We start from the raw sequence: 12,095 nt of genomic DNA, 5'->3' as shown, positions 1-12,095 counted from the left end.
GTGCCTCAATCCTCACCGGGCGCACTTGTACCGGACCAGAGACAAGTGGGCGACGTTACCGTTCTGTGATATTCCGACGAAAGCGCAGATCAGCGCGATTTCACGAACGGATGCCTCGGCGCACCGCTCATTGCTTGACCCGAACTGTCCTCTCCGACCGGACAAGTCGCCGCCATCGGGCCGAGCGCGGCGGCTCCACCGCCGGCACCGACCCCGTCACGACCGCGTCGACCGTCATCGAGCCGTCGACGGGCCCCACGACCGGGATGGGCGTGGTGGGCGTCGCGGTGCGCGGCTCCACCGGCATCCGTCCGAGCCGCCGGTGTTCGCGCGCATACGCCGGGATCAGCAGCACGACCGCCCCGATCCACGCGAGCGGGTTGCTCCAGACCACCCCGACGAAGCCGAACGCGGCGCCGAGCACGATCGCGGCGCCCACCCGCATGACCAGCTCGATCACGCCCGTCGCCGTCGGGATCATCGTGTGCCCGAGCCCTTGCAGCGCCCCGCGCAGCACGAAGAGCACCGCCAGCGAGGCGTAGGTGTAGCCGTCCACCGCGAGCATCAGTGCGGCATCGGCCACGACGCCGTCCGACCCCTCCCCGACGAAGAGCCGCACGAGCTGCTCGCCGAAGAGGATGAACGGCACGCCGATCGCGACGGCCGTGCCGACCGCGAGCCAGGTGGCCTGCACGACGCCGCGGCGGATCCGGTCGGGCCGGTGCCCGCCGAGGTTCTGCGCCGTGTACATCGAGGCCGCGAGGCCGAGTGAGGCGAGGAAGGCGACCGCGAGCGAGTCGACCCGTGACGCCGTCGTGTACGCGGCGACCGCGTCGGCGCCGAGCTCGTTCAGCGCGACCTGCACGGTGAGCGTGCCGATCGCGATGATCGAGGCCTGGAACCCCATCGGCAGGCCGACGCGCAGGTGCTCCAGCACTTCGGCACGCGAGACCCGCCAGTCCGCCCGGCGCACATGCAGCGCCGGCACCCGGCGACGCACGAACTCGAGGCAGAGCCCGACCGACACGGCCTGCGCCACCACCGTCGCGAACGCGGCGCCGCCGACGCCCCAGCCGAGCACGCCGACCATGAGCACGACGAGTCCCACGTTCAGCAGGCACGAGAGGGTGAGGAACACGAGCGGCGTGCGCGAGTCGCCGATGGCCCGGATGATCGCCGAGAGGTAGTTGAAGAACATCACGGCGGATGCCCCGAGGAAGCTGATCTGCGTGAACGCGGTCGCCTCCGGCAAGAGCTCGGGCGGCGTCTGCAGCAGCTGCAGGGCCGGCCCCGCGATGAGCGGAGCGCCCGCGGTGAGCAGCACGCTCATCGCGCCGGTGAGCAGCGTGCCCGTCGCGACCGAGCGGCGCACCTGTTCGTGGTCGCGGGCGCCGAAGGCCTGAGCGGTGGGGATGGCGAAGCCGCTCGTCACGCCCCACGCGAAGCCGAGCAGCAGGAAGAGCAGCGGCCCCGTCGCGCCGACCGCGGCGAGGGAGGCGATGCCGAGGTGCCGGCCGACGACGATCGCGTCGGCCACCTGGTAGAGCTGCTGCACCACGTTGCCGAGGAGCAGGGGGACGGCGAACAGCAGGATGACGCGCCAGGGGGCGCCGGTCGTGAGGGTTCTGGCCATGGGGCTCTCGACGGTGGGAGGGCGGACGGGAAGGGTCGAGCAGGAAGGGTCGGGCGGATGCGGCGCGCGGGCTGATCGAGCCGGGCCGCGGCGGTGCTGCGCGCCATCCTATCGAATCGATTCGATCGGCGGGAACGGGATGCGCGCACCCATTCAGCGCACGGCGGGCACCGGCCGCAGGCGGGGCACCCAGCACCGCACGGCACCGCGGTACCGCCGGTACGGCTCCCCGAACCTGGCCTCGAGGTCGGCCTCCTCCGGCGGGCGGACGAGGAGGTGCCAGATGAGCGCACCGACCACCGCGTACACGGCCACCAGCCACGAGTTCAGCAGCAGGCCGACCGCGACCCCCTGCGCGATCCCGGCGACCGCCATCGGGTTGCGGACGACCCGGTACGGCCCGGCGACGACCAGCCGGTTCGGCATCGCCGATGGGAGCGGGGTGCCGTCACCCCTCGTCGCGAGCGCGGCGGCCGAGGCGATGCCGAGCGCCGTGGCGAGGACGAGCAGCGCGAGCCCCGCGCCGCGCATCCACGTCGAGAGGCTTTCGGGCAGCGCGACCGCGAGACCCCAGCGCTCCTCGAGCGCCGCGATGGCGAGCGGGACGACGCCGAGCAGCAGCCCCCAGAACAGCCCCGCCTGCACCGCCGTCGCCCCGAGATGCCGGGCGGGGCTCGCCCGCGATGCCGCAGGACGGAAGGCGAAGGGGCCGCGCAGCAGCAGCTCGCTCGGCAGTCGCCCGCGCAGCACGAGCGAGAGGGCCGCCATCGAGCCGGCGGCCGCCGCGATCATCGCGAGCACTCCCCAGCCGGCGAGCCCGGTGATCGTCGCGTACCCGGTCAGCGCGAGCGCGACGAGCACCGTCCACACCGTGGCGAGGACCGCCGCCCAGCGCACGCCGAGGGCCGCGAGCCCGGAGGCGACGACGAAGAGCGGGAGGTCGAAGAACGCGACGAGCGGCGGGTCGAGCTCGCCCAGAGTCGCCTCGCGCACGAGTGGCAGGGTGAAGACGCCCACCCACCAGGCGGCTCCCGCGATCGCCTGCAGGGCGAAGTAGCTCCGCCCCCAGACGGCGTTCATCGCGGAACCCCTACATCGGCGCCATGTCGGCGAACTTGGAGAAGTGGCCCTGGAAGGCCACGGTCACCGTGCGGGTGGGACCGTTACGGTGCTTCGCCACGATGAGGTCGGCCTCGCCGGCTCGGGGACTGTCGCGCTCGTAGGCCGACTCGCGGTGCAGCAGGATGACCATGTCGGCGTCCTGCTCGATCGATCCCGACTCGCGCAGGTCGCTGATCGCGGGCATCTTGTCGGCACGTTGCTCGGGGCCACGGTTCAGCTGCGAGAGCGCGATGACGGGCACCTGCAGCTCCTTCGCGAGCAGCTTCAGCGCACGCGAGAACTCCGAGACCTCCTGCTGGCGGCTCTCGACGCGCTTGCCGCTCGTCATGAGCTGCAGGTAGTCGATGACCACGAGCTTGAGCCCGACGCGCTGCTTGAGCCGGCGGCACTTCGCACGGATCTCGACGAGCGTCATGTTGGGGGAGTCGTCGATGTAGAGGGGCGAGTCGTTGATGCGGCCGCGCGTCGAGGCGATGGTCGTCCAGTCGCGCGAGTCGACGCTGCCCTTGCGCATGTTCTGCAGCGGCACGTTCGACTCGGCGGAGAGCAGGCGCATCGCGATCTCGCTCTTGCCCATCTCGAGGGAGAAGAAGACGGAGGGCAGGCCGTTCGTGATCGACGCCGCGCGCGCGAAGTCGAGCGCGAGCGTCGACTTTCCCATGGCGGGACGGGCGGCGACGACGATCATCTGGCCGGGGTGGAAGCCGTTCGTGAGGTCGTCGAGGTCGGTGAAGCCGGTGGGCACGCCGGTCATCTTGCCGTCGGTGTGCTTGGCCGCCTCGATCTCGTCGATCGCGACGGTCACCGCGTCGGAGAGCGGCACGTAGTCCTCGGTCTCGACCGAGCCCGTCACGGAGTAGATCTCGGCCTGCGCGTTGTTGACGAGGTCGACGACCTCGCCCTCGCCGGCGTAGCCCATCTGCACGATGCGGGTGCCGGCCTCGACGAGCCGGCGGAGCAGCGCGCGCTCGGCGACGATCTCGGCGTAGAAGCCGGCGTTCGCGGCGGTCGGCACGAGGCTCGTGAGGGTGTGCAGGTACTCGACGCCGCCGGCGCGCTGCAGCTCACCCGACTTGGTGAGCTCGTCGGTGACCGCGATGACGTCGGTGGGCTCGCCGTGCGAGTAGAGGGTGAGCACGGCGTTGAAGACGACCTCGTGCTTCGGCACGTAGAAGTCGACGCCGCGGATCGTCTCGATGACGTCGGCGACCGCGTCCTTCGAGAGCATCATGCCGCCGAGCACGCTCTGCTCGGCGAGCAGGTCGTGCGGCGGCGTGCGCTCGCCCCGCGGGGCTCCGCCGTCGTCGACCGGCTCGGCGAGTCCGATGTGAGCGATCGACACGGTGATGACCTCCGATTCGGGGACGGCGGGCGGGCGCAGCACGACCACGGTTCCGTTCTACTCGGGACCGCCGACATGATCGCGCTGGGTTCCCCGGCCCACGCGCGCGAGACGATTGCTTCACCATAAGGAAGCACTCATCCACATACAAGCCAGCCTGTGGATAACTCTGGGGACAATCTGGGCGAAACGCCGACCAACATGTGCACTCCGCCTGTGGACAACTGTGGAAATCGTGTGAATTACACCAGTTGAATTCCAGCCTGACCTGGCATTTTCACAATTCACACCTGTGGGGGAAAACTTTCTTGAGATTGCACGGATGAGTCTCACTCACCTGTGCACAAACATGTTGAAATCTCCGGAATGGGGGACTTGTGTCGAGCCCTCCTCAGGTGTATCTGAGGTGAACCGTCCGGAAACGACGAAGCGGCGGCACCCATCGGGTGCCGCCGCTTCGTACGGGTGCGACTACTTGGCCGCGATCACCTGCAGGGTGATCGTCGCGGTCACGTCGTCGTGCAGACGGACGGAGACCTCGTGGTCGCCGACGGTCTTGATCGCGGTCGGGAACTCGACCTTGCGCTTGTCGATCTCGCCCAGGCCGGCAGCGGCCACGGCGTCGGCGACGGCCGAGGTCTTGACCGAACCGAACAGGCGGCCGCCGAGGCCGGCCTTGACGGTCAGCTTGACCTTGCCGTCCTCGAGCTTCGCCTTGAGGGCCTGCGCGTCCTCGAGGGAGTGCAGCGCGCGAGCGGCACGGGCCGCCTTGATCTGGTCGACCTGCTTCTGGCCACCACGGGTCCACGGGGTCGCGAAACCCTGCGGGACGAGGTAGTTGCGGGCGTAGCCGTTCTTGACCTCGACGACGTCGCCGGCGGCACCGAGCCCCGAGACCTCGTGCGTGAGGATTACCTTTGCCATTTTCGTGCTCCTTAGCGGCCGGAGCCCGAGTAGGGCAGGAGCGCCATCTCGCGCGCGTTCTTGACGGCGCGGGCGATGAGGCGCTGCTCCTGCACGGAGACACCGGTGATGCGACGGGCACGGATCTTGCCGCGCTCCGAGATGAACTTGCGAAGGGTCGCGACATCCTTGTAGTCGATGACGCCGACCTTGACGGACTTCGCGGGGGCGGCGTTCTTCGCGCCCTTCCGCGGCTTGCGGCGGTCGCCGCTGCTCTTTCCAGCCATGGATCTTTCCTGTCTGAGTGAATACGTTCTGTTGCGCCGGATGCCTCAGCTCGAGGCATCCGATCGCGGGCCCTGCTCCGGTGCGGAGCGCTCGGGCTTAGAAGGGCGTCTCGTCGCCGTAGCTCGTGCCCGGCGTGTTCCAGACGTCGCCGCCGCCCGCGCCGCCGCCGCTGTTGCCCGACTGAGCCGGAGCGGACGGGGCCCACGCGTCGTCGGACTGGCCGCCCCCGAAGGAGCCGCCTCCGCCGACGCCGCGGTTGGACTGCGCGCGGGTGACCTGGGCGGTCGCGTACCGGAGCGAGGGGCCGATCTCGTCGACCTCCAGCTCGATGGTGGTGCGCTTCTCGCCTTCCTTGGTCTCGTAGGAACGCTGCTTGAGACGCCCGGATGCGATGACCCGGGAACCCTTGGTGAGTGAACCGGCGACGTGCTCGGCGAATTCACGCCAGCAGCTCGCACGCAGGAACAGTGCTTCACCGTCCTTCCACTCGTTCGACTGACGGTCGTACGTGCGGGGGGTGGACGCGATGGTGAAGTTGGCAACCGCGAGTCCGTTCTGCGTGTAACGCAGCTCGGGGTCTGCAGTGAGGTTGCCCACCACGGTGATGACGGTCTCGCCGGCCATGAGGACTAGGCGTCCTTCTTGGCGGCAGCGGCGGCCTTCTTGGCGGCCTTGGCCTCCTGGGCCTTCGCGTACGCGGCGACCTGGGCGATGGCCTCTTCGGCGCGGAGCACCTTGGTGCGCATGACGGCCTCGCTGAGGTTCAGCTGGCGGTCGAGCTCCTTGGTGGTCGCGGGCTCAGCGGTGAAGTCGACGACGGCATAGATGCCCTCGGCCTTCTTCTTGATCTCGTAGGCCAGCTTGCGACGTCCCCAGATGTCGACCTTGTCGACGGTGCCGCCATCGTTGCGGATGACGTTGAGGAACTTGTCGAGGCTGGGAGCAACGGTGCGCTCGTCGATCTCGGGATCGAGGATGACCATCAGCTCGTACTGGTGCATGACGTACCCACCTCCTTCGGACTCAGCGGCTCCCGAGCGTGTCTCGGGAGCAGGAGGGTGTTCATACTGTGCGTCGTGGAGGCCGCGAATGCGGCGCACGGGCAACCTTCACAGTGTAACGGATGCCTCGCCCCCGCGCCATTTGCCCCGGGCCCGCCGGCCTCAGCCCTCGCGGGCCGCCCACCACTCGAGCAGGCGCTCGCGCGCGGCATCCTCGCCGATCGGCCCCTCGTCGAGCCGCAGCTCCAGCAGGAAGCGGTACGCCTCGCCGACCTCGCGGCCGGGGCGGATGCCGAGCACCGCCATGATCTGCTCGCCGTCGAGCTCGGGGCGCACCGCGGCGAGCTCCTCCTGCTCGGCGAGCTCGGCGATGCGCTGCTCGAGGTCGTCGTAGGCGAAGGCGAGCATGTCGGCCTTGCGCTTGTTCCGCGTCGTCACGTCCGCCCGGGAGAGGATGTGCAGGCGTTCGAGCTGCTCGGGCGTCCCGGCGTCGCGCACGTAGCGCCGCACCGCGGAGTCGCTCCACGCCCCGTCGCTGTACCCGAAGAAGCGCAGGTGCAGCTCGATCAGTCGCGCGACCGCCGTGATCGTGTCGTTGTCGTAGCGCAGCTCCCGCAGCCGCTTCTTCGCGAGCTTCGCGCCGACGACATCGTGGTGGTAGAAGCTGACCGCACCGCCAGGCTCGAGCCGCCGCGTGGCGGGCTTGCCGATGTCGTGCAGGAGCGCCGCGAGGCGCACCACGAGGTCGGGGGAGTCGAGCCGCCCCCGGGCGCGCTCGTAGTCGATGGCCTGGTCGAGCACCTTCAGGCTGTGCTCGTAGACGTCCTTGTGCCGGTGGTGCTCGTCGCGTTCGAGGCGCAGCGCGGGCAGCTCGGGCAGCACGCGCTGCGCGAGGCCCGTGTCGACGAGGATGCGCAGTCCCGGCACCGGGTGATCGGCGAGCAGGAGTTTCGAGAGCTCCTCGCGCACCCGCTCGGCGGAGATGCGGTCGATCTCCGGCGCGAGCTCCTCGAGCGCGGCGAGCGTCGCCTCCTCCACCTCGAAGCCGAGCTGGGCGGCGAAGCGGGCCGCACGCATCATCCGCAGCGGGTCGTCGCCGAACGAGGTCTGCGGGGCGGAGGGCGTGCGCAGCACCCGCGCGAGCAGGTCCTCCACGCCGCCCGAGGGGTCGACGAGCTCGATCCTCGGCAGCCGCAGGGCCAGGGAGTTCACCGTGAAGTCGCGTCGCACGAGGTCGCCCTCGAGCGAATCGCCGAAGACCACCTCCGGCTTGCGCGACTGCCCGTCGTAGCTGTCGGCGCGGTACGTGGTGATCTCGACCGTCTCGCCGGCGATGCGGGCGCCGATGGTGCCGAAGTCCCGGCCGATGTCCCAGTGGGCGTCGGCGATCGGCTTCACGATCTCCAGGATCCGCTCGGGCGTCGCGTCCGTCGTGAAGTCGAGGTCGTGCACCGGGCGGCCGAGGAAGGCGTCGCGCACCGGCCCGCCGACGAGGGCGAGCTCGTGGCCCGCGCGCTCGAACGCGGCGGAGAGGGTCGACACGGTCGTCGACGCGGCCAGCTCGCCGAGTCGATCGAGGGCCTCGGCCACGCTCTGCATGCCGACCATCGTACGCAACACGGGTGCCGCGGTGGCCGGAGGCGGATGCCGCGAGCGCCCGCTGCGGCCCACGATCCACCCGGCGTCACACCGTAGAATCGCGTGCATGGTGGCCGAGTCGAACCCTGCGCGTCGACTCCGCCGACTCTTCGACCGGGCCACGGCGACGCCCCGTCGCCGGGTCGCCGCCGCCGGGGTCATCGGCCTCGTCGCCCTGGGCTCGCTCGGCGCCGCCGTCCCGATCGCCGCGGCCGTCCAGGCCGCGCCGCCGGCGGAGCTCGCGGCGAACTCCGTCGCGCGCGCCACCGAACCGCTCGCCGCCGTGGCGAGCGACGCCGGCACCGTCTCCCTGCACCTCGCCCCGACCGGCGCGTTCGTGCTCGATCCGGCCGCAGCGACGACGATCGGCGTGGAGATCGTCAACGGCTCCACCGAGCTGCTCAGCCAGGGCGTCGTGCGGCTCAGCGTCGCCGATGACGCCCCCGACGATGCCGCCGCCCTCGACGCCTGGCTCGGCGACGCCGCCAGGACCGCGAGCGCGGTGGGCGAGTCGCAGGCGCCCGGCCTCGTCAGCGGCGGCACCACGCAGGTCCTGGTCAGCATCCCGGCCGGGAGGCTCGACGGCGCGGCGGCCGTGACCGGCCTGCGCGCGGAGCTCCTCGTCGACGGCGTCGTAGTTGCGACGAACGACGCGGCGTTCCCCTCCCCGCACACCGCGTCGGCGGGCGCTCCGCGCCTCGCACTCGCGTATCCCCTGACCGTTCCCGACGACACGGCCGGACTCATCGACGCCGAGCAGCTCGAGGCGTGGACCGCGCCCGACGGCCTGCTCACCCGTCAGCTCGACGCCGTCGCCGACCGCTCGGTCGCGATCGGCGTCGACCCGCGCATCATCGCCTCGGTGCGAGTGCTCGGCTCCCGGGCGCCGGAGTCGGCGACCGCCTGGCTCGAGCGGCTGGGCACGGTCGGCAACGTCGTGTTCCCCCTCGCCTACGCCGACGCCGATCTGGCCGTGCAGTCGCAGCTGGGTCTGCCCGCCCCGCTGAAGCCGGAGTCCTTCGCCGACGTGCTCGACGCGGCCGACTTCCTCAACGGGATGCCGGGGGTTCCGGCCACCCCTCCGACGCAGGAGCCCGTGACCGGGCCGGCGAGCCTCGACGGCCGCGCGCTGACGCAGGGGTCGACGCCGCCGCCGACCGCGACCCCGGGCGACGTCGACGGCGATGGCACCGTCGACGAAGTACCGACCACCGAGCAGCTGCTGTCCTGGCCGTACACCCGCGCCGACATCGCCTGGCCCGCGGACGACACCGTCGCGGCGGGCGATCTGGCGTGGCTGGCGGCCGGCGGGCTCACCACGAGCCTGCTCTCGCCGGGCAATGTCGAGCCCCCCGCGCCCGCGGTCGACGAGGAGGGCGACGAGGACTCGACCCCGGTCTCGACCGCGCCGGGCAACGCGGCGAGTTCGATCGACGGCGGCACGGCGGTCGTCGCGGATGCCCGCCTGACCGCGGCGCTGCGTGCCGCGGCCGCCGCGACGAGCGACGCGGAGTGGCGCGAGGCGATGGGCCGCCTGTCGGCCGAGCTCGCCGGCTACGCGGCGGCGGATGCCTCGGCGAGCTCGCTGCTCGCAAGCTTCGCACGCGCGGGCGGCAGCGCCGCGGACCGGGTCGAGGCGACCCTCGAGGCGCTCGCGACGCTCCCCTGGGCGCAAGCGGCCAGCCTGTCCGACGCCATCGGGGCACCGCCGGTCGCGCGAACGCTGGCGAGCTCGCCCGAGGCCGAGGAGCGCCGGGCGACCGTGCAACGGCTCATCGACTCTGAGGCGCAGACGATCTCGTTCGCGACGGCGCTCACCGAGCCGTCGCAGCTCACCGACTCCACTCGCCGCGATCTCCTCGCGCTGCTCGACGCCGGCTGGATCAGCACCCCGACCGACTGGCAGTCGGCCGCGAACGACTGGCTCACGACGCAGGTGCAGACCCGCGCGGGCATCTCGGTCGTCCCCTCGAGCACGATCAACGTCATCTCCCGGGAGTCCGGCGTCCCCGCCACGATCGAGAACACGCTGCCGTATACGGTGACGCTCGAGGTGGACGTGGCCCCCTCCAACGGCCGCCTGATCGTCGAGGGCCGCCAGACGGTCACGGTCGAGCCGGAATCGCGGGCCAGCGTGGTGGTGCCGGTCGCCGCCGGCGTCGGCAGCGGCGACGTGCTGCTCACCGTCTCCCTCTACTCGACCGAGGGCGTCGAGATCGGCTCGCCCACCTATCTGTCTGCCAATGTGCAGGCGGACTGGGAGGGCGTCGGTGCCGCAGTGCTCGCCACGATCGTCGTGCTGTTCTTCGGCATCGGCATCTGGCGGAACGTCCACCGACGCCGCAAGGCCCGCGCCGCCGCGGCGGACGAGCCGACCGCTGCCGCCACCGCCCCCGCCGAGGCATCCGCTCCGGCCGCCGAAGCCGGCCGCGCCGCCGCCACCGCCCCCGAAGCCGACGCCCCGGCGCAGAAGGACGAGGACCCGCGCGATGAGTGACGACCGCATCGGCCGCGCGAGCCTCTTCCTCGCCTCCGGCACGGTGGTATCGCGGATCCTCGGCTTCGTGAAGGCCGCGGTGCTCGTGAGCGCGATCGGCATCACCGGCGCGAGCGCCGACGCCTTCGCGGTCGCGAACCAGCTGCCGAACACCGTCTACGTCGTCGTCGCGGGCGGTGTGCTGAGCGCGGTGCTCGTGCCGCAGATCGTGCGCGCCGGGCTGCACGCCGACGGCGGGCGCGCCTACATCAACCGGCTGCTCACGCTCGCGCTCGTCATCCTCGTCGGCATCACCCTGCTCGCGACGCTCGCGGCGCCGCTGCTCGCCTGGCTGTACGGCATCAAGCTCGACCAATCGACGCGCGACCTCGCGACGCTGTTCGCGTACTGGTGCCTGCCGCAGATCTTCTTCTACGGGCTGTACACACTGCTCGGCGAGGTGCTGAACGCCCGCCGGAGCTTCGGCCCCTTCACCTGGGTGCCCGTGCTCAACAACCTCGTCGCCATCGCCGGCCTGGTGGTCTTCATGGCGGTGTGGGGCAGCGATCCCGACGGCCTCCGCGACGCGAGCAGCTGGGACCCGGCGATGATCGCCGTCCTCGCGGGCTCGGCATCGCTCGGCATCGCGGTGCAGGCCGTGGTGCTGTTCTGGTTCTGGCGCCGGATCGGGCTGCGCTACCGGCCCGACTTCCGCTGGCGCGGCGTCGGTCTCGGCGACGCGGGACGGATGGCGAGCTGGACGTTCGGCATGCTCCTGCTCACGACCTTCGCGGGGCTCGTCGAGACGAACGTCGTCGGCGAGGCATCCGGCCAGGGGTCCGCCTCGGTGGCCGCGCTCGGCAACGCCTGGCTACTGTTCATGCTGCCGCACTCCGTGATCACCGTCTCGATCGCCACCGCCTACTTCACCCGGATGAGCGAGCACGCCTCGCTCGGGGACACCGACCGGGTCCGGGCCGACTTCTCGAGTGCGACGCGCGGCGTCGGCCTCATCATCGTGCTCGCCTCGATCGTGCTCGTGATGTGCAGCTACCCGTTCGCCACCGCCTTCGTCAGCGGCGCCTCGTTCGACACGAAGCTCGTCTTCGGCAACGTGGTCGTCGCCTACATGGTGGGGCTGCTGCCGTTCAGCATGCTGTTCATCGTGCAGCGCACCTTCTACGCGCTCGGCGACACGAAAACCCCCTTCTTCTTCACGCTCTTCCAGGTCGTGCTCTTCTCGGGCGGCGCGCTGCTGCTGCTGAACGTGCTCCCCGAGTTCATCGCGATCGGCATCGCCCTGCTCACCTCGCTCGCCTGCGTGGCGCAGGTGACCCTCGCGGCGATCCTGCTGCGCCGACGGCTGGGCGGCATCGACGGCTGGCACATCACCTCGAGCTTCGTGCGGTACGCGATCGGCGCGGTGCCCGCCGTCATCGTCGGCTTCGTCACGCTCGTGCTGCTCGGCGGCATCTCGGAGGACGGCTTCGCGATGTCCGGCCTCGTCCCCGCGGTGCTCTCGATGGCCGTCATCGGCGGCGTCATGTCGCTCGCCTACCTCGGCACCCTCTGGCTCATCCGCACCCCGGAGCTGCGCGGCTTCGCGGAGCCGGTGCTCCGCCGCCTCCGCCGAGGCTGAGCACCCGCTGCATCCGCCGCTCGTCGCCTCGTCGCGCGGAATACCCGCCGCCT

At 71.2% G+C, this 12,095-nt stretch carries 10 protein-coding genes; 2 read left to right on the top strand and 8 right to left on the bottom strand.

The annotated features are described in order from the left end of the window. Positions 1-127: 127 nt before the first annotated feature. The 8 genes from QSJ60_RS01880 to QSJ60_RS01845 form a co-directional block, all read right to left on the bottom strand. A complete protein-coding gene (locus QSJ60_RS01880; protein ID WP_285462307.1) occupies positions 128-1,633 on the bottom strand; it encodes an MATE family efflux transporter in 1,506 nt (501 codons plus the stop codon). A 153-nt stretch (positions 1,634-1,786) separates the two neighbouring features. Further along, positions 1,787-2,713 (bottom strand): methyltransferase family protein, encoded by a 927-nt coding sequence (locus QSJ60_RS01875; protein WP_285462306.1) that lies wholly within the window; start codon positions 2,711-2,713, stop codon positions 1,787-1,789. 10 nt (positions 2,714-2,723) lie between these two features. Continuing rightward, positions 2,724-4,097: a replicative DNA helicase gene (dnaB, locus tag QSJ60_RS01870; RefSeq protein WP_189085062.1), complete on the bottom strand. Its 1,374-nt coding sequence runs from the start codon at positions 4,095-4,097 to the stop codon at positions 2,724-2,726. A gap of 471 nt (positions 4,098-4,568) precedes the next feature. Further along, the gene (gene rplI, locus QSJ60_RS01865; protein ID WP_189083989.1) at positions 4,569-5,021 is read right to left on the bottom strand and encodes a 50S ribosomal protein L9; all 453 of its coding nucleotides are present in this window, start codon (positions 5,019-5,021) and stop codon (positions 4,569-4,571) included. An 11-nt stretch (positions 5,022-5,032) separates the two neighbouring features. Beyond that, positions 5,033-5,287, bottom strand: coding sequence for a 30S ribosomal protein S18 (rpsR, locus tag QSJ60_RS01860; RefSeq protein WP_189083988.1), 255 nt, complete (start codon positions 5,285-5,287; stop codon positions 5,033-5,035). 97 nt (positions 5,288-5,384) lie between these two features. Continuing rightward, positions 5,385-5,912 carry a single-stranded DNA-binding protein gene (locus QSJ60_RS01855; RefSeq protein WP_189083987.1) on the bottom strand — a complete coding sequence of 176 codons (528 nt, stop codon included), beginning with the start codon at positions 5,910-5,912 and terminating at the stop codon, positions 5,385-5,387. A gap of 5 nt (positions 5,913-5,917) precedes the next feature. Continuing rightward, positions 5,918-6,289 (bottom strand): 30S ribosomal protein S6, encoded by a 372-nt coding sequence (gene rpsF / locus QSJ60_RS01850; RefSeq protein ID WP_189083986.1) that lies wholly within the window; start codon positions 6,287-6,289, stop codon positions 5,918-5,920. 162 nt (positions 6,290-6,451) lie between these two features. After that, positions 6,452-7,888 (bottom strand): CCA tRNA nucleotidyltransferase, encoded by a 1,437-nt coding sequence (locus tag QSJ60_RS01845; protein ID WP_285462305.1) that lies wholly within the window; start codon positions 7,886-7,888, stop codon positions 6,452-6,454. A gap of 106 nt (positions 7,889-7,994) precedes the next feature. Here QSJ60_RS01845 and QSJ60_RS01840 point away from each other — a divergent pair, with 106 nt between their 5' ends. Together QSJ60_RS01840 and murJ are read left to right on the top strand one after the other, a co-directional pair. Then, entirely contained in the window at positions 7,995-10,424 is a 2,430-nt protein-coding gene (locus QSJ60_RS01840) for a DUF6049 family protein (RefSeq protein ID WP_285462304.1), read from the top strand. Further along, positions 10,417-12,042 (top strand): murein biosynthesis integral membrane protein MurJ, encoded by a 1,626-nt coding sequence (murJ, locus tag QSJ60_RS01835; RefSeq protein WP_285462303.1) that lies wholly within the window; start codon positions 10,417-10,419, stop codon positions 12,040-12,042. Before QSJ60_RS01840 ends, murJ begins: the two co-directional genes overlap by 8 nt. Positions 12,043-12,095: the final 53 nt, after the last annotated feature.

The organism is Agromyces sp. NBRC 114283, from assembly GCF_030268405.1.
Lineage (GTDB): Bacteria > Actinomycetota > Actinomycetes > Actinomycetales > Microbacteriaceae > Agromyces > Agromyces mediolanus.
Note: the sequence above shows the minus strand (reverse complement) of the source record. Positions and strands in the feature narration are given on the sequence as shown.

What these genes read in the sequence shown, in the direction of transcription:
- QSJ60_RS01880 (WP_285462307.1), bottom strand. Translation starts at nt 1,633, where the DNA reads ATGGCCAGAACCCTCACGACCGGCGCCCCCTGGCGCGTCATCCTGCTG.
- QSJ60_RS01875 (WP_285462306.1), bottom strand. Translation starts at nt 2,713, where the DNA reads ATGAACGCCGTCTGGGGGCGGAGCTACTTCGCCCTGCAGGCGATCGCG.
- rplI (WP_189083989.1), bottom strand. Translation starts at nt 5,021, where the DNA reads ATGGCAAAGGTAATCCTCACGCACGAGGTCTCGGGGCTCGGTGCCGCC.
- rpsR (WP_189083988.1), bottom strand. Translation starts at nt 5,287, where the DNA reads ATGGCTGGAAAGAGCAGCGGCGACCGCCGCAAGCCGCGGAAGGGCGCG.
- QSJ60_RS01855 (WP_189083987.1), bottom strand. Translation starts at nt 5,912, where the DNA reads ATGGCCGGCGAGACCGTCATCACCGTGGTGGGCAACCTCACTGCAGAC.
- rpsF (WP_189083986.1), bottom strand. Translation starts at nt 6,289, where the DNA reads ATGCACCAGTACGAGCTGATGGTCATCCTCGATCCCGAGATCGACGAG.
- QSJ60_RS01845 (WP_285462305.1), bottom strand. Translation starts at nt 7,888, where the DNA reads ATGCAGAGCGTGGCCGAGGCCCTCGATCGACTCGGCGAGCTGGCCGCG.
- QSJ60_RS01840 (WP_285462304.1), top strand. Translation starts at nt 7,995, where the DNA reads ATGGTGGCCGAGTCGAACCCTGCGCGTCGACTCCGCCGACTCTTCGAC.
- murJ (WP_285462303.1), top strand. Translation starts at nt 10,417, where the DNA reads ATGAGTGACGACCGCATCGGCCGCGCGAGCCTCTTCCTCGCCTCCGGC.